The following is a 15,983-nucleotide window of genomic DNA, read 5'->3' on the forward strand; positions in this document are numbered from 1 at the left end:
TTTTTTACGGGAAAAAATCTATGTCCATCTACACCACCGCTAAACTGCTGGCGGTTAATGAAAAGAGATTCAAGTTTGATCCGCTGTTTCTGCGGATTTTCTTTCGTGAAAGCTATCCGTTCACGACGGAGAAGGTTTATCTCTCGCAGATCCCCGGCCTGGTCAACATGGCTCTGTATGTCTCGCCGATCGTGTCCGGTAAGGTGATCCGCTCCCGCGGCGGCAGCACCTCTGAATTTACGCCGGGCTACGTTAAGCCAAAACACGAAGTGAATGCGCAGATGACCCTGCGGCGTCTGCCGGATGAAGATCCGCAAAATCTTGCAGACCCGGCCTATCGCCGCCGCCGCATTATCCTTCAGAACATGAAAGATGAAGAGCTGGCGATTGCGCAGGTTGAAGAGAAACAGGCCGTCGCGGCTGTTCTCCAGGGCAAATACACCATGACGGGCGAGCAGTTTTCGCCGGTTGAGGTGGATATGGGCCGTAATGCCGGCAACAACATTACGCAGGCGGGCGCAGCGGCCTGGTCAGGTCGTGATAAAGCGACGTATGACCCGACCGATGACATTGAAGCGTACGCGCTCAGCGCCAGCGGCGTCGTGAACATCATCGTTTTCGACCCGAAAGGGTGGGCGCTGTTCCGTTCGTTTAAAGCGGTGAAGGAGAAACTCGATACCCGTCGTGGCTCTCACTCCGAGCTGGAAACCGCACTGAAGGACCTGGGCGAAGTCGTTTCGTATAAAGGGATGTACGGTGATGTGGCCATCGTGGTCTATTCCGGCCAGTTCATCGAAGACGATCAGAAGAAAAACTATCTTCCTGATTTAACGATGGTACTGGGTAACACGCAGGCGCGCGGGATTCGTACCTACGGCTGTATTCAGGATGTGGACGCGCAGCGTGAAGGTATCAACGCCTCGGCGCGCTATCCGAAAAACTGGGTACAGACCGGCGATCCGGCCCGCGAATTTACCATGATTCAGTCAGCCCCGCTGATGTTGCTTCCTGATCCGGATGCCTTCGTGTCCGTGAAACTGGCGTAATTGCGGCCCTTCGGGGCCGTTTTTCTGGAGAAAGAAAAGATGGCGAAGAAAGAACTTGTTGCGCGCCTGAATGAGCTGGGTGTGCTGCTTAACCGTGAGGTAAGCACCGCCGGGTCCGAAGAGGAGTTAAAACTCCGTGTGGCTGAACTGGAAGAGGAACTGGGTGATGATACGCCGGACGCGGATCCTGAAGACGATGCAGCAGCGTCTGGCGAGGCGGGGGGGCATCCGACAANNACCGGAACAGGCCCGAAAACGGTAACGACAGGCGAGCTGGTGACAGTTGAAACTCGGGTGACGCTGCATATTGATGCGCTGCATGCGACAAAAAATGAGCGCGTCCTGATTGCTGAGCCCGGTACTCTGATCCGGGTGGCACCTGGTGATGCTGCCGGTCTGATTGCGCTGGGGCTGGCCGCAGAATGCTGACAGGAGGCGCCATGTCTGACTTCGATAATCTCTTTGACGCCGCACTGGCGCGCGCCGACGACACTATCCGTGATCTGATGGGAACCGAAGTCCGTATCACGTCGGGAGCTCAGGCTGGCGCAATCCTCACCGGGGTATTCGATGATCCGGAGAATATTGGCTATGCAGGGGCTGGTGTCAGGGTGGAAGGCTCCAGCCCGACGCTGTTCGTCAAATCTGTCTCCGTGAGTCTGTTAAAACGCCTGGATACGCTGACCATTAACGGGAAATCATTCTGGGTCGATCGTGTCGGGCCGGATGACGGTGGCTCCTGCCATATCTGGATCGGAAATGGTACACCGCCAGAGAATACCCGGCGCCGCTGAGAAAACGTTATGTCCATAAAAGGCCTCGAGCAGGCAATCGCCAATCTGAACAGCATCAGCACAACTGCCGTTCCGCGGGCATCCGCTCAGGCGGTAAACCGTATTGCTAATCGTGCCGTCAGCCGGAGTGTCGCCATCGTGTCAAAGGACACCCGGGTTCCCCGAAAGCTGGTGAAACAGCGCGCGAAAGTGCGTCGCGCCACCGCCAAAAAACCGCAGGCAATGATCCGGGTGAACAGGGGCAACCTTCCGGCCATTAAGCTTGGCACCGCAAGTGTTCGTTTATCCCGGCGAAAACGCGACAAACGGGGCGCAAACAGCGTGCTGCGCATTGGCCCGTTTCAATTTCCCAATGCATTCATTCAGAAATTGAAAAACGGGCGCTGGCACGTCATGCGCAGAACGGCAAAGCCGCGCTACCCGATTGAAGTGGTCAGCATCCCTCTCGCAGCACCACTCACCACAGCGTTTAGAGATGAACTACCAAAGCTGATGGAAACCGATATGCCCAAAGAATTACGGGCATCCCTTGAAAACCAACTCAGGTTGATTCTGACGCGATGAAACACAGCGATATTCGACTGGCGGTACTTGATGCTCTTGACGGAGTCATCGGGGACGACGCCACTTTCTTTGACGGGCGTCCTGTCGTGTTTGAAGAGGGCGAATTCCCGGCGGTGGCAGTGTATCTCACCGATGCGGAGTATACCGGCGAAGACCTTGATGCAGATACCTGGCAGGCAACGCTGCACATTGAGGTTTTTCTTCCTGCACAGACGCCCGATTCCCATCTTGATGACTGGATGGAATCGCGGGTGTATCCGGCGCTGACCAATGTTCCTGCACTGGCAGGGCTTCTCTCCCTGATGGTTCAGCAGGGCTATGACTACCAGCGTGATGACGATATGGGGTTGTGGAGTTCTGCCGACCTGAAATATTCCATTAGTTACGAAATGTGAGGACGTTATGGTAACACCAAACCCGCTGGCGCCTGTTAAAGGTGCCGGCACCACGTTCTGGATTTATGGCGGCTCAGGCGATCCCTTCGCTAATCCGCTGTCCGATGTCGACTGGACCCGCCTGGCGCAGGTGAAGGATTTAACACCCGGCGAAATGACCGCGGATTCGGAAGATGATACCTATATCGATGACGAAAACGCCGACTGGACCAGCACTGCGCAGGGCCAGAAATCGGCCGGGGATACGTCGGTCACACTGGGGTGGAAACCGGGCGAAGCCGGGCAAAAAGACCTGGTAAACTGGTTCAACGAGGGTACAGTCAGGGCGTATAAAATCAGATACCCCAACGGCACCGTGGATGTGTTTAAAGGCTGGCCAAGCAGCCTCGGCAAAACTATCACCTCGAAAGAAGTCATTACCCGCACGGTGAAAATCACCAATTCCGGGAAGCCGAATCTGGCGGAAGAGAGCGGTGCGCCGGTGATTCGGGTAACCGGCGTCACGCTCGACAAAACCACTGCGACCGTCGCCGCCGGAGCCACCGTAGTGGTAAACGTCGCAGTGCAGCCCGCTGGCGCGTCGGATAAATCGTTCCGCGTCTCCACCTCTAACCCGGATGTGGCCACGGTCAGCGTCAGCGGCAACGTCGTCACGGTGACCGGCGTGGAAGCGGGTGTGGTGCAGGTGGTTATGATGACGAACGACGGTCTCTTTGTGGCTATCTGCGAAGTGACCGTATCCTGATAAACGGGGCTCCGGCCCCGCCTTCCGGAGTACAGCATGTTTTTAAAAACCAATGAATTGACCCGCAACGGGCAGACCATTTTCCTTTTCGAACTGTCCGCGCTGCAGCGGATTCAATACCTCGAGTATCTGAAAAACATCGAAGCGATCGAGGAGGGTGATTTTCAGAAAGCGATGGCAGTGACCGTTGAGACTGGCGCTTATGTGGTGGCCATGTCGCTCTGGCACGGCCATACCCTGAAAGGGACCCTTAAGGAAGGGGCGGTCGCGGAATACGTGAAAATCCAGCAGGAGGTGTTGTCCACCTGGCCGCTGGAGCTCATCGCCGAAGCGGATTTCCGGGTTAAGCAGCTCTCCGGCATGCTGCCGCTGCCAGATGAGGAAGATGTTGCAATCGACACCACTGCGCCCGGGGATGACACCGAACCGGTGTCGGCGGAAAAGTCCTTGCCAGTGAGCTGACCTTTGTCATGAAGCTGGCGCGCGAGTTAGGTCGGCCTGACTGGCGCACCATGCTGGCTGGCATGTCCTCAACAGAATATGGCGACTGGCATATTTTCTACCGGGACAACTACTTTCATGACGTGCAGCTTGATCTGCATTTTTCCGGGCTGCTCTACACCCTCTCAACGATGTTCTTCAGTGACCCTGAGCTGACCCCCGGCGCATTCAGCGTCCTTTCCCCGACATCTGACACGCTCCCGGACGACGCGCCGGACGATGATGTGCTGATGGCAAAAGCAGCAGGCATTACAGGAGGTGTTCGCTATGGCCCAGACGGCAGTGGGTGATCTGGTTGTTAACCTCGACGTCAATTCGTCAAAATTTACCGAGCAGGTCAGTTACGCTCAGCGGCAACTGAAGCAAACCGGTGACGCTGCAAATGACTCGGCATTGCGAATCCAGCAGGCATTCAGCAGGCAGCAAAGCGCGGCGCAGAGAGCCGGTTTGTCCATTGGTCAGTACACGGCAGCGATGCGGATGCTGCCGGCACAGTTTACCGACGTGGCCACCCAGCTCGCCGGTGGCCAGAGTCCGTGGCTTATCCTGCTCCAGCAGGGCGGTCAGATTAAAGATTCTTTCGGCGGGATCATCCCGACGTTCCGTGCCCTGACCAGTGCGATATCACCGCTGGCGGTTGGCTTCGGCGCGCTGGCGACGGCAACGGGCGCGATAGCATACGCCTGGTACCAGGGATCCTCCACACTCTCTGATTTCAACAAATCGCTGGTGCTGTCAGGCAACAGCGCGGGGCTGACGGCGAACAGGGTGCTGACGCTGTCCCGTTCCGGGCAGAGCGCCGGACTGACATTTAACCAGACCAGCGACGCGCTGACGGCGCTGGTGAACGCGGGCGTTCTCGCCGGTGCGCGGTTTGATGACATGAGCCAGGCCGTGGCTCGTTTCACGCAGGCGTCCGGCCTTCCGCTGGACAAAGTTGCCGCGGCGTTCGGTAAACTGACGAATGACCCGACATCCGGCCTGATTGCCATGGCGCAGCAGTTCCATAACGTGACGGCAGAGCAGATTGCTTACGTCGCCCAGCTGCAGCGGTCAGGTAATGAAGCGGCGGCCCTGCAGGCGGCAAACGATNNCGCGACAACATGGGCACGATCGAAGCTGCAGCGGATTCGCTTAAGCGGGCATTTAAGTCCATGTGGGACGCAGCGCTGGATATCGGGCGCCCGGACAGTACGCAGCAACTGCTGAGTAAAGCGGAGGCGGCGTTCCGGCGCGCGGACAAGACATGGGAACAGGAAAAAAACGACCGCTTCATCAATGAAGAGGCTCGGGCCCGCTTCTGGAATGATCGCGAAACGGCGCGACTGGCGCTGGATATGGCGCAGCAGCAGGCCGGAATCGCAAAAGCGAACGAGGCTAATGCGACGAAGGAAGCCGCCGNGGAAAAATACACGGCGCGTCAGAACGAGCTTAACAGGGCGCTGAAAGAGGGGCGGATCCTCCAGGCAGATTACAACATCAACCTGGATGCGGCGAAAAAAGAGTACGAGGCCTCGCTCAAAAAGCCGCAGGCGGCAAAAACGCCGGCAGGAACCCGGACGGTCGATACCGCGAGCGCGCAGACGCTGGAGCTGGAAACGCAATTAAGGACGCTGCAGGCGCACAGGGGTATCAACGATACCATCAGCCAGCAGCGCCAGAATTTGTGGCGCCAGCAGTCACGCATCGCTGTACTCGAGGAAGCGGCAAAAAACCGCATGCTGAGTAACGAAGAAAAATCCCTGCTCGCCAGTAAAAACGAGGTGCTGTCCCGCGCTGAACTGAATGCCCGCCTGGGCGATCAGATCGTGGCACAAGAGCGGCTCAATCGCCTGCAGGACTCTTCGCAGAAATACGTTACACAAATGGGGGAGAAAACCCGCGCGCTGCTGGACAGTGCCGGGGCGGGCAGCCGGGAGACGCAGCGCCGAAACGAAGAGGCACAACTCCGTCAGGGCTGGATGAATGCCGGTGGCTCGGATGCCGACCAGGGTTACCAGAACGAACTGGCCGCACTGAAAAACTACTATGCCGCACAGGATACGCTGCGTGGTGACTGGTTATCCGGAGCGAAATCGGCCTGGGCGGATTACACCGACGCCGCGACCGATGCCTACGGGCAAATGCGGACAGCGGCAACGACCGCCTTTGACGGGTTCTCAAAAAACCTGGGCGACATGCTGACGACCGGAAAAGCGAAATGGGCTGACTTTACCCGCTCCACGCTGTCGATGCTGGCGCAAATCGCCATGAAGCAGGCGCTGGTCGGGCTGGCCGGTTTCGCCTCAACGGCGTTTGGTTTTGCCGGTGGCGGGTTTACCGGCTCCGGCGGGAAATATGAGCCTGCCGGGGTGGTTCACCGCGGTGAGTTCGTTTTTCACAAAGAAGCGACCAGCCGGATCGGCGTCGGCAATCTCTACAGGTTAATGCGTGGGTATGCGTCGGGCGGCTATGTCGGTAACGCCAACGGCGGTGCGGTTTCTCCTCCCGGGGTGAGTGTCTACGCGCCGGTGACGGTCAACAACGACCAGTCGGACAATGACGGGAAAAACACCGGCGATCAGATTAGCCGGGCGTACCAGCAGGTTATCAACAAATCCGTTCAGGATGGCATTAAACGGGAGATCCGCCCCGGCGGTCTTATCTGGAGTGCCAGCAATCGCAGGTGATCATTATGGCCGTTGAGGCATTTATCTGGCCGGTGCAGGCGGCAGGTCAGCCGACAACCAAAACCAAAGACACCATCCGGAAAGCGCAGTTTGGCGACGGTTATGCGCAGGTGAGCGGCTCGGGTCTGCACGACGAAATGCTGACGTTTGATTACACCTTCCGCGGGCGGCCGGAGACCGGGTTTGAGATTTATGCCTTCCTGCGCCGCCACAAAACGAAGTCATTTTCTTTTACGCCGCCGTTCGGTGAACTGGCGTTGTGGCGGGGGGAGGGGGGNNAGGCAGACAGCCTCCAGAAGGTCATTCTCGGACAACGGGTAATGACCATTACCGCAACCTTTGAACAGGCATTTGCACCATGAGTCTTAATGCTGATTACCAGAAACTGGAGCCGGGGAATACTGTCCGGCTGATTGAGGTGGACGGTACCGCATTCGGCATACCGGATGTGATGTACTTCCATGCTTACAATATCCCGCATACGCCGGAAGAGATTGAAGCGGCGGCCGGCGATGAAACAAAGCTGCAGGTGAAATCCATCTGGTGGCAGGGAAACGAATACCGCGCGTGGCCCTGCCAGATTGAAGGTATCGAGGCGTCGACAGACGGGTCCAGCGCGCAACCAAAACTCTCGGTCGCCAACCTGGACAGTTCCATCACCGCGTTATGTCTGGCTTACGATGATTTGCTGCAGGCCAGAGTGGTTATTCACGACACGCTGGCGCAGTACCTTGATGCGGCAAACTTCCTGGTCGGTAACCCGACGGCAGATCCGACGCAGGAAAACCGCCGGCTGTATTATATCGATGGGAAGGAAGTAGAGACAAACGAAGTGGTGCAGTTTGTCCTCGCGAGTCCAATGGATCTGCAGGGGCTGTTGCTCCCGACGCGCCAGCTTCATTCACTTTGTACGTGGTGTATCCGCAACAAATACCGTTCCGGTGATGGGTGTGATTATGCCGGGACGTTGTATTTCGACAAAAACAACAATCCGGTCAGCGATCCGTCACTCGATGAGTGTAACGGTACGCTGACCGCCTGCAAACTGCGGCATGGAGCCAACAACGAGCTGCCGTTCGGTGGGTTCCCCGGCACGTCGCTTATCAGGAGCTGATATGCGACAGAAAACCATTGATGCCATCATGGCGCATGCTGCTGCGGAATATCCTCGGGAATGCTGCGGCGTCATCACGCAAAAAAGCCGGGTTGAGCGGTATTTCCCCTGTCGTAACCTTGCGCCGTCGCCGGAAGAACAATTTCATCTTTCGCCGGAGGATTACGCCACGGCAGAGGACCAGGGGACGGTGATCGCGATTGTTCACAGCCATCCTGACGCCACGACGCAACCGAGTGAGCTGGACAAGGCGCAGTGCGACGCGACGCTGTTACCCTGGCATATTGTCAGCTGGCCGGAGGGTGACCTGCGCACCATCCAGCCCCGCGGTGAACTGCCGCTGCTGGAGCGCCCGTTCGTGCTCGGTCATTTCGACTGCTGGGGACTGGTGATGAGTTACTTCCGGCAGACCCACGGCATTGAGCTGACCGATTACCGGGTGGATTATCCGTGGTGGGAGAACCAGTATCCGGACAATTTTTACCAGGACTGCTGGTATAAATGCGGATTCCGGGGGTTCGTCGGGCCGCCGTTACCGGGCGACCTGGTGATCATGCAGGTGCAGGCGGATAAGTGGAACCATGCCGGGATTTTGCTGGAAGGCAATATGCTCCTGCATCACCTTTATGGCCATCTGAGCAAGCGCACCCCGTACGGCGGTTACTGGATGGACAGAACCATGAAAGTGGTGCGCTATAAATCATTCATCTGAGAGAGGGCTGACCTGTGCAGGAAGTCATGACACGTATCGAGCTCGGTGGTGTGCTCGGTAAAACCTTCGGCAGGGTTCATTATCGTTTGATCCGCACCACCGGCGAGGCGGTAAACGCACTTTCAAAAACCGTGAATGGCTTTGAAAAATACCTGAATTCAAGTCGTATGCGCGGGCTTACCTATGCCGTTTTCAAAGGCAAAAAGAATATCGGTATTGATGACCTGGGTTTTGCGGTGACTGGTGAAGTTGTCCGTATTGTCCCCGTGGTGATTGGCAGTAAAAAGGCCGGCCTGCTGCAGACTATCCTGGGGGCGGTGCTGGTGGTGGTCTCCATCTGGATGCCGGGTGTGAGCATCGCGGCAAGTAACCTGCTGTTTTCCGCTGGCGCGGCACTGACGCTCGGCGGCGTCGTGCAAATGCTCTCACCACAGCCCGGCGGCCTTGCCAGCAAACAGGATCCCGACAACCGCGCTTCCTATGCTTTCGGCGGGGTGACCAACACCACGGCCCAGGGTAATCCCGTCCCACTGCTCTATGGTAAACGCCGCATCGGCGGGGCGATCATCTCAGCGGGTATTTACGTCGAAGACCAGCAATAAATCCTTTCGTTATTTCAATGGCCACCTGCGGGTGGTTTTTTTGTGGGGAAAATATGGCCAGAGAAATTAAGGGCAAAAAGGGCGGTGGCTCAAGCGCCCGCACGCCAGTTGAACAGCCTGACGATCTCCAGTCTGTGGCAAAGGCGAAAATCCTCATCGCGCTTGGTGAAGGGGAGTTTGCTGGTGGTCTGACGGGGAAAGACATTTATCTGGATGGTACCCCACTGGAGAACAGCGACGGTTCGCAAAACTTCAGCGGCGTTGTCTGGGAGTTCCGCCCGGGAACGCAGGCCCAGCAATATATTCAGGGCATACCGGGTAGCGAAAATGAAATCAACGTCGGGACAGATATCACCAGCACCACCGCGTGGACACATACCTTCACCAACACCCAACTATCCGCAGCCCGCCTGCGCCTGAAATGGCCCTCCCTGTATAGGCAGGAGGACGATGGTGATTTGGTGGGGTATTCCATCAAATACGCCATTGATCTGCAGACCGATGGCGGCGCGTGGCAAACGGTTCTGAATACCAGTGTGACCGGGAAAACCACATCCGGTTACGAACGCTGTCACCGCATCGATTTGCCGCAGGCCGGAAGTACCTGGACTCTTCGTTTACGCAAACTCACGGCTGAAACCAACAGTGCAAAGATCGGCGAACGCATGACGCTTGAGAGCTATACCGAGGTGATTGACGCCAAACTGCGCTATCCGAATACGACGTTGCTCTACATTGAGTTCGACTCGAGCCAGTTTAATGGCGCTATCCCACAGATATCCTGCGAGCCACGCGGTCGTGTGATCCGGGTTCCGGATAACTACGATCCGGAAACCAGAACCTACAGCGGCACCTGGACGGGGGTCTTCAGGTGGGCGTGGACGGACAACCCGGCATGGATTTTTTACGATCTCGTGATTACTGACCGCTTTGGCCTGGGAAACCGTCTCACCGCGGAAAATATCGATAAATGGACGCTATATCAGGTCTCTCAGTATTGCGATCAACTGGTGCCTGACGGCAGGGGCGGCAGCGGCACTGAACCCCGTTATCTCTGCAATGTGTATGTTCAGGAACGTAATGACGCCTTTACCGTGCTGCGGGATTTCGCGGCGATATTTCGCGGCATGACGTACTGGGGCGGCGACAAAATTGTCTGCCTGGCGGATATGCCCCGTGATGTGGACTACAACTACACGCGGGCTAATGTCATTGACGGTAAATTCACCTATTCCGGCAGCACAACCAAAACGCGCTATACCACCGCGCTGGTGTCGTGGTCCGATCCTGGCAACGGCTATGCCGATGCCATGGAGCCGGTATTTGAACAGCCGCTGGTGGCCCGGTACGGTTTCAATCAGCTCGAGATGACTGCCATCGGTTGTACCCGCCAGTCCGAAGCCAACCGCAAGGGGCGCTGGGGTATCCTCACCAACAACAAAGACCGCGTGGTGACCTTTCCGGTTGGTCTGGACGGTAATATCCCGCAACCGGGTTACGTCATCGCCGTTGCAGACGAAATGCTGTCCGGGAAAGTGACGGGCGGGCGTATCAGTGCTGTCAGCGGGCGTGTTATTACCCTCGACCGCGAACCCCATGCAGTGGCCGGCGACCGGTTGATGGCGAACCTGCCTTCGGGCGCTTCGCAGAGCCGGACGATTCAGGCCGTCAATGGCCGGGTGGTGACCGTTTCAGCCCTTTACAGCGAAACGCCGGCGCCGGAGTCTGTGTGGGTGGTGGAGTCCGATGAATTGTATGCCCAGCAGTATCGTGTGGTGAGCGTCGCTGACAACAACGACGGGACATACGCTGTGTCGGGGGCTTTCCACGATCCGGATAAATACCAGCGTATTGATACCGGCGCCATCATTGATCAGCGCCCGGTCTCGGTGGTTCCGCCGGGTAACCAGCGCGCGCCGCAGAATATCATCATCGACAGTTATTCCTCTGTCAGTCAGGGGATCAGCGTGGAAACACTGCGGGTGGCCTGGGATGTGACCACAAACGCCATTTCTTATGAAGCGCAGTGGCGGCGAAATGACGGCAACTGGGTCAATGTGCCGCGCAGCGCCACCACCTCGTTTGAAGTGTCGTCCATCTATGCCGGGCGCTATCTCGCCCGGGTGCGGGCAGTCAACGCGGCGGAAATCTCCAGCGGCTGGGGCTATTCGGAAGAGAAAACACTGACCGGCAAGGTGGGCAATCCACCCGCGCCGGTGGGGTTTACTGCGACGGGGATTAACTGGGGGATCCGCCTTAACTGGGGATTCCCGGCCAACACCAGCGACACGCTGAAAACGGAAATTCAGTACACGGCGAACGCTGACTTTTCGGATCCGCTGTTGCTCAGTGATGTTCCGTATCCGTCCCCGGAATACATCCAGCTCGGGTTAAAGGCGGGGCAGGAGTTCTGGTACCGCGCGCAACTGGTCGACAGGTCCGGTAATGAATCCGGCTTTACCGACTGGCTCCGCGGCATGTCCAACAATAACGCAGAGGATTATCTCGGCGACATCGGCGACGGTTTCCTGACATCTGCCGATGGTGAGCATCTGACCAGTGATATCAACACCAGTCTCGAAGCTGCCCTGCAGAATGCGCTGGCGAACAACGCCACGGTCGATCACCAGTGGCGACAGTATGGCGAAGTGCGTGCCGATATCCTGATCGTCAAAACCACCGTTGCCGGCATTGATAAGGCAATGGCCGATTTGACAACCACGGTTCAGGCGCAGATCAGCGACGTTACCGCATCGCTCGAGGACAAGCTCACCGCGACGGTGGATTCCGACGGCGCAACGGCGATCCACACCCTGAAGGCGGGTATCAGGATCAACGGGGTGATGTACAACGCCGGGATGAGCATCGCGGTGCTGGCCGAAACAGGGAAGCCCGTGGTTACCCGTGTGGGTTTCAATGCTGACCAGTTTGTGCTGATGAGCGGCAGCGGGGATACACAGTATTCACCGTTTGCGGCCATCAACGGACAGGTGTTTATCAGTTCGGCGTTTATCCAGGAAGGCACGATCGATAATGAAAAAATCGGCAATTACATCCAGTCAGACAACTACGTCTCAGGGGAGGCGGGCTGGAAGCTGGACAAGAGCGGTACGTTTGAGAACTACGGCAGCAACAGCTCCGGTGCGATGAAATGGACCAACACCACCATCAGCATTAAAGACGATTCACGGCTGCGCGTGCAGATTGGCTATATCACGGGGGCATTCTGATGGCATGGGGGATTCAGACGTGGGACGCCAGTGGCAACCCCAATAACTACGGGCTGGTGCCCGTCAGCGTGGTGGGTTTCTTTTCGGTGACGAGCGGGCAGCAGTCAGGAAGTGCGGCATACACCGTACCGTCCGGTTTCGTTATGGAAGTTCTGCAGGTGTGTTCTGACACCACCTACACCACAAAACGCCGGAGAGTGACCGTCGCTGGCGGTACAATCACCATCGCCGCCGCCAGTGATACTGATTTTGGTGCGAACACGTTCCCGGCCATCGCCGGGTTCGTGATTGCTTATCTGAGGGCATCATAATGGCTGACTGGGGGGCGTTGCTGGCAACGGAAAACGGCGCGCCGTTTATCACGCCGCAGTCCATCCCGCTGGCACTTTTCAGCAGGAAAACGGCGGCTATTTCGGCAACCTCGGGCGCCGTAACGACAGTGACCCAGACCTTCACCGCAGACAGGCCCATTATTCCCTTCGTCTCCTGCACGGTTAGTTGCGTTGTCAGCTACAAAGTGAGCGGTACGACCTGCACTGTCTCCATCGCCAATGCCACGGCGGCCGGCGGCACGGCATACGTTTATTTTTTCACAATATTTGCTCAGCCACTCCCGGAGTGGGGGATAGCGATATGGGATGAGCAGGGCACCTGCATTCTGACAAACGAAACCCGCGTGCTCACGGATATTGAGGCGGTGGGAACGAACGGCAGTGATCCGGCGGGTGGCTTTAACATCAATACGACGAAGCCCGGTAAGTACGGCATTGTACCGGCAATGAGTGGCCTGGTGACCGGCGTTATTACCTCTGGCGGCACGCGGCCGTATTCCTCGCAGTATTTTTTCCGGGCGACGTGGAATGGCAGTTCCACCGTCCTCAGCAGTGCATTAACCAACGGACCGCCACCCGCCGGGACAACTAACGTGACCTATCACAATATGCGCAACCAGGTCTATGCCCTGAACCTCGCCAGTTATGATTGATCGTTTTGAACGATCAATTTTATGTGATTGATCTGGCAAATCAATTATCCCCATCACTTTAATGTTGGTATTGTTTTATTTCATAAATTCAAATGGATATAACCCAAATGACAAAGCTGCTCTTATTCGCGGCTGTTTCATTCATGCTGACCGGCTGCGCCGGTGTACTTGAGAAACAGGCGCCCGTTTGTCAGGGAACGGCGATTATTGGTGGGCAGGAAACAACGGTTGAAATCTATGGCGTGAGGAAGGTGGGGGCGCAGACGCAGTACCGTGCCGGTCCCCCGTTCAGCTGGCACTGGGTCAGCAAAAACAATTTTATCAGCACGACCTGCAAGTAATTTAAAGCACTCATCAGACCCCGCTCCGGCGGGGTTTTTTATTACCTGAATACAGGAGCCAGTATGTCTGCAGGAACGTTAACCATGACAAATAACTCAGCCTCCGTGGGCGGCACCGGCACAATGTTTACCACGGAACTGACGGCAGGGGATTTTATTGTGGTGATGGTCGGCGGCGTGCCGTACACGTTGCCGGTTAAAGCGGTGAGCAATAACACCGCGCTGGCGCTCGTAAGCAATTATTCCGGACCGACTCAAGCTGGTGTCGTCTGGTCAGCGGTACCGCGCGCGACACTCAATATGGTGACGGCGGCGCTGGTGGTCCAGAGCACCGAGGCCTTGCGTGGACTCAATGACGACAAACAGAACTGGCAGGCCGTCTTCAGTACCAGCGGTGATATCACCGTGCTTCTGCCGGATGGTTCAACGTTCACCGGGCCGAGCTGGAAAAGCATTCAGGACATACTGACCAGCATCGACATTGATGTGGTGCAGCAGTTGGCTGACCAGGTGCGGGGTGATGCGCTGCAGGTGGCGACCAACAAGGATGCCGCGCATTCTGACGCGGTTGCGGCTCGCGCTGATGCAGAGGCTTCGGAATCTGCGAACAGCAGCGCGCAGGACGCGAAAGCGGCAGCAGAAACTGCCGCAGGCACCGCCACCGATAAAGCCGCTGAAGCCAGTCGCCATGCTGACGTTGCCGGGACGGCTCAGGCGGCTGCGGAACTGGCCGCTGCCACGGTGCAGCCTGAGAACCTGCTGCAGAATATGAATAACTTCAGTGACCTGACCGACAAGCCCGCCGCGCGAAATAATCTGGAGGTATTCTCCAGAACTGAGATTGCCGACCTGCTTCCCGGTTACCTGGGGCAGGTTGACTGGCAGGAAATGCGCGGGGCGCTGGAGCCGGGAACCGCGCCGCGGGACGGGCAGGAAGTTGACCAGACGGGTATCTTTGCGGATCTGTATGCCAGAGCGGTCGCCGGCAAGCTGCCGACCTGTACAGAAGCAGAATGGCAGGCCGACCCACTGAAACGCGGCTGTTATGTGCCCGGGTCCTCGCCGGGGAAAATGCGCTTACCGGATGATAATGGCGTGCAGCCCGGATCGTTGCGTATCCCGGTAAAAGTCGGTGACACGGGCGATATATCCCTGGCGGGAACAATGGCAGGCTCAGCGCTGCCTAACATCAAAGGCACGATAAGTCGGAATAGTTCCGTGAATACCAACGGAACGGCATTAATGAGAAGTGACGGCACAGTAGACGGCGCTTTTGAATTATTACCCAGAGAAGCAACGACGCCGGCTTCCTCGGTTCCGGGAACGACAGCAGTTGCAACAGGCGTTCCTTTAGGTTTTAACGCCAGATTGTATGACGACATGTACCAGGACGGCGTGACGGAAATCCAGCCGAACCGCCAGTACGGCTGCTGGGCAGTGATGCCCTGGCGCTAGCGACGGCTATCGCTGAGGGCGACCAGATTAACGCGAACGCCATTATCGCGACCAATGAACGCATCGACTATGCGCTGCTGGACTTCGGGACGATGGCGCTGTCGCAGCGGAAGGTGCTGGCTAACCCGTTCGGCAATAATCAGCCGGTAGAGGTGATTGCAGAAATTCTGCGCACCGACCTTACGGGACAGGCGCGGTGGGGGGATTCCGGCTGGATTTACTCCGCTGGCGGGTATGGCGCCAAAGGCAGTTATATGGAAGGTGAGGGGATTGTCGTGCAGTGCGGCAATAACTCTATGGGGAACACGAGTACTCAGACAGGCACACCACACCAGATCACCGCGACGACAGCGGTCAATAACGTCCCGGTTCGCGTCCATGTCAGGAAAATCACAGCATGAAAAAAATCTATGTAAGCCAGGCCGATAACCGGAGCTGGAGCACAAGCCCTGCGGCGTTCGAAGGGCTGAATTATCCAGCACTCGTTCCGGATAACTTCACCGGTGGTGCTATGACCCACAACCGTTTCACGGATGAATGGGTGAAGGATGAACCGCACGTCAACACGCATGAAGATGATGTGATTGAGGCTGAAGCGAACAGGGTAATTCTGAAAAGCGAAGCCGAACGGATCATGTCTGGCTGGGTGGTTGACCTGACGCTGGGTACAATCAGTGAGGAAGACAAAGCTAAGCTAATCGCCTGGCGTAACTATGTGAAAGAACTGGATGCGATTAACCTGGATACGGTACCGGATATCGTCTGGCCATCGCTTCCAGCCACTTGATTCATGAGCATCCTGCTTCTACACAAAACTAACAACTGCGTGT

At 57.0% G+C, this 15,983-nt stretch carries 18 protein-coding genes and 2 pseudogenes; all 20 read left to right on the forward strand.

The annotated features are described in order from the left end of the window. Nucleotides 1–20: 20 nt before the first annotated feature. The 20 genes and pseudogenes from GM30_RS09485 (at nucleotide 21) to GM30_RS09580 (ending at nucleotide 15,940) form a co-directional block, all read left to right on the forward strand. Complete coding sequence (locus GM30_RS09485; RefSeq protein ID WP_049848421.1) at nucleotides 21–1,046, forward strand: major capsid protein; 1,026 nt, start codon at nucleotides 21–23, stop codon at nucleotides 1,044–1,046. A gap of 39 nt (nucleotides 1,047–1,085) precedes the next feature. Next, entirely contained in the window at nucleotides 1,086–1,475 is a 390-nt protein-coding gene (gene gpFI / locus GM30_RS09490) for a DNA-packaging protein FI (protein WP_049848422.1), read from the forward strand. 11 nt (nucleotides 1,476–1,486) lie between these two features. After that, nucleotides 1,487–1,840, forward strand: a complete 354-nt coding sequence (locus GM30_RS09495) for a head-tail joining protein (protein WP_049848423.1) — start codon at nucleotides 1,487–1,489, stop codon at nucleotides 1,838–1,840. Nucleotides 1,841–1,849: 9 nt separating this feature from the next. Next, a complete protein-coding gene (locus GM30_RS09500) occupies nucleotides 1,850–2,404 on the forward strand; it encodes a phage tail protein (protein ID WP_049848424.1) in 555 nt (184 codons plus the stop codon). Further along, nucleotides 2,401–2,799 (forward strand): phage minor tail U family protein, encoded by a 399-nt coding sequence (locus tag GM30_RS09505; protein WP_049848425.1) that lies wholly within the window; start codon nucleotides 2,401–2,403, stop codon nucleotides 2,797–2,799. Before GM30_RS09500 ends, GM30_RS09505 begins: the two co-directional genes overlap by 4 nt. 7 nt (nucleotides 2,800–2,806) lie before the next feature. Continuing rightward, nucleotides 2,807–3,544, forward strand: coding sequence for a phage tail tube protein (locus GM30_RS09510; RefSeq protein ID WP_049848426.1), 738 nt, complete (start codon nucleotides 2,807–2,809; stop codon nucleotides 3,542–3,544). 36 nt (nucleotides 3,545–3,580) lie between these two features. Then, entirely contained in the window at nucleotides 3,581–4,006 is a 426-nt protein-coding gene (gpG, locus tag GM30_RS09515; RefSeq protein WP_049848427.1) for a phage tail assembly chaperone G, read from the forward strand. An 8-nt stretch (nucleotides 4,007–4,014) separates the two neighbouring features. Beyond that, nucleotides 4,015–4,329 (forward strand): annotated as a pseudogene (locus GM30_RS09520) (phage tail assembly protein T); the annotation flags it as partial. Further along, nucleotides 4,313–6,714, forward strand: a pseudogene (locus tag GM30_RS09525) (phage tail tape measure protein). The pseudogenes GM30_RS09520 and GM30_RS09525, both read left to right, overlap by 17 nt. A gap of 5 nt (nucleotides 6,715–6,719) precedes the next feature. Further along, entirely contained in the window at nucleotides 6,720–7,076 is a 357-nt protein-coding gene (locus tag GM30_RS09530; RefSeq protein WP_049848454.1) for a phage tail protein, read from the forward strand. Next, nucleotides 7,073–7,828 (forward strand): phage minor tail protein L, encoded by a 756-nt coding sequence (locus GM30_RS09535; RefSeq protein WP_049848429.1) that lies wholly within the window; start codon nucleotides 7,073–7,075, stop codon nucleotides 7,826–7,828. The genes GM30_RS09530 and GM30_RS09535 overlap by 4 nt, the downstream gene beginning before the upstream one ends. Before the next feature lies 1 nt (nucleotide 7,829). Next, nucleotides 7,830–8,540 (forward strand): C40 family peptidase, encoded by a 711-nt coding sequence (locus GM30_RS09540; protein ID WP_049848430.1) that lies wholly within the window; start codon nucleotides 7,830–7,832, stop codon nucleotides 8,538–8,540. A 14-nt stretch (nucleotides 8,541–8,554) separates the two neighbouring features. Then, the gene (locus tag GM30_RS09545; protein WP_049848431.1) at nucleotides 8,555–9,142 is read left to right on the forward strand and encodes a tail assembly protein; all 588 of its coding nucleotides are present in this window, start codon (nucleotides 8,555–8,557) and stop codon (nucleotides 9,140–9,142) included. 53 nt (nucleotides 9,143–9,195) lie between these two features. Then, entirely contained in the window at nucleotides 9,196–12,372 is a 3,177-nt protein-coding gene (locus tag GM30_RS09550; RefSeq protein ID WP_049848432.1) for a TipJ family phage tail tip protein, read from the forward strand. Then, nucleotides 12,372–12,683: a hypothetical protein gene (locus GM30_RS09555; protein WP_049848433.1), complete on the forward strand. Its 312-nt coding sequence runs from the start codon at nucleotides 12,372–12,374 to the stop codon at nucleotides 12,681–12,683. The genes GM30_RS09550 and GM30_RS09555 overlap by 1 nt, the downstream gene beginning before the upstream one ends. Then, entirely contained in the window at nucleotides 12,683–13,357 is a 675-nt protein-coding gene (locus GM30_RS09560; RefSeq protein WP_049848434.1) for a hypothetical protein, read from the forward strand. The genes GM30_RS09555 and GM30_RS09560 overlap by 1 nt, the downstream gene beginning before the upstream one ends. 107 nt (nucleotides 13,358–13,464) lie before the next feature. Further along, the gene (cor, locus tag GM30_RS09565; RefSeq protein ID WP_049848435.1) at nucleotides 13,465–13,698 is read left to right on the forward strand and encodes a phage exclusion lipoprotein Cor; all 234 of its coding nucleotides are present in this window, start codon (nucleotides 13,465–13,467) and stop codon (nucleotides 13,696–13,698) included. 63 nt (nucleotides 13,699–13,761) lie between these two features. Further along, on the forward strand, nucleotides 13,762–15,153 hold the full coding sequence (locus tag GM30_RS27160; RefSeq protein ID WP_238582629.1) for a hypothetical protein: 1,392 nt from the start codon (nucleotides 13,762–13,764) through the stop codon (nucleotides 15,151–15,153). A 92-nt stretch (nucleotides 15,154–15,245) separates the two neighbouring features. Then, a complete protein-coding gene (locus tag GM30_RS09575; RefSeq protein WP_049848436.1) occupies nucleotides 15,246–15,554 on the forward strand; it encodes a hypothetical protein in 309 nt (102 codons plus the stop codon). Beyond that, nucleotides 15,551–15,940 (forward strand): tail fiber assembly protein, encoded by a 390-nt coding sequence (locus tag GM30_RS09580; RefSeq protein WP_049848437.1) that lies wholly within the window; start codon nucleotides 15,551–15,553, stop codon nucleotides 15,938–15,940. Before GM30_RS09575 ends, GM30_RS09580 begins: the two co-directional genes overlap by 4 nt. Nucleotides 15,941–15,983 lie beyond the last annotated feature (43 nt).

The organism is Trabulsiella odontotermitis, assembly GCF_001188485.1.
In the GTDB taxonomy this organism is placed as follows: domain Bacteria; phylum Pseudomonadota; class Gammaproteobacteria; order Enterobacterales; family Enterobacteriaceae; genus Trabulsiella; species Trabulsiella odontotermitis_A.

Bases quoted from the DNA above. Each gene is read 5' to 3' on its own strand.
- GM30_RS27160 (WP_238582629.1), top strand. From the start codon at position 13,762: ATGTCTGCAGGAACGTTAACCATGACAAATAACTCAGCCTCCGTGGGC.
- gpG (WP_049848427.1), top strand. From the start codon at position 3,581: ATGTTTTTAAAAACCAATGAATTGACCCGCAACGGGCAGACCATTTTC.
- cor (WP_049848435.1), top strand. From the start codon at position 13,465: ATGACAAAGCTGCTCTTATTCGCGGCTGTTTCATTCATGCTGACCGGC.
- GM30_RS09510 (WP_049848426.1), top strand. From the start codon at position 2,807: ATGGTAACACCAAACCCGCTGGCGCCTGTTAAAGGTGCCGGCACCACG.
- GM30_RS09560 (WP_049848434.1), top strand. From the start codon at position 12,683: ATGGCTGACTGGGGGGCGTTGCTGGCAACGGAAAACGGCGCGCCGTTT.
- GM30_RS09540 (WP_049848430.1), top strand. From the start codon at position 7,830: ATGCGACAGAAAACCATTGATGCCATCATGGCGCATGCTGCTGCGGAA.
- GM30_RS09535 (WP_049848429.1), top strand. From the start codon at position 7,073: ATGAGTCTTAATGCTGATTACCAGAAACTGGAGCCGGGGAATACTGTC.
- GM30_RS09575 (WP_049848436.1), top strand. From the start codon at position 15,246: ATGGCGCTGTCGCAGCGGAAGGTGCTGGCTAACCCGTTCGGCAATAAT.
- GM30_RS09580 (WP_049848437.1), top strand. From the start codon at position 15,551: ATGAAAAAAATCTATGTAAGCCAGGCCGATAACCGGAGCTGGAGCACA.
- GM30_RS09485 (WP_049848421.1), top strand. From the start codon at position 21: ATGTCCATCTACACCACCGCTAAACTGCTGGCGGTTAATGAAAAGAGA.
- GM30_RS09495 (WP_049848423.1), top strand. From the start codon at position 1,487: ATGTCTGACTTCGATAATCTCTTTGACGCCGCACTGGCGCGCGCCGAC.
- GM30_RS09500 (WP_049848424.1), top strand. From the start codon at position 1,850: ATGTCCATAAAAGGCCTCGAGCAGGCAATCGCCAATCTGAACAGCATC.
- GM30_RS09550 (WP_049848432.1), top strand. From the start codon at position 9,196: ATGGCCAGAGAAATTAAGGGCAAAAAGGGCGGTGGCTCAAGCGCCCGC.
- GM30_RS09555 (WP_049848433.1), top strand. From the start codon at position 12,372: ATGGCATGGGGGATTCAGACGTGGGACGCCAGTGGCAACCCCAATAAC.
- GM30_RS09505 (WP_049848425.1), top strand. From the start codon at position 2,401: ATGAAACACAGCGATATTCGACTGGCGGTACTTGATGCTCTTGACGGA.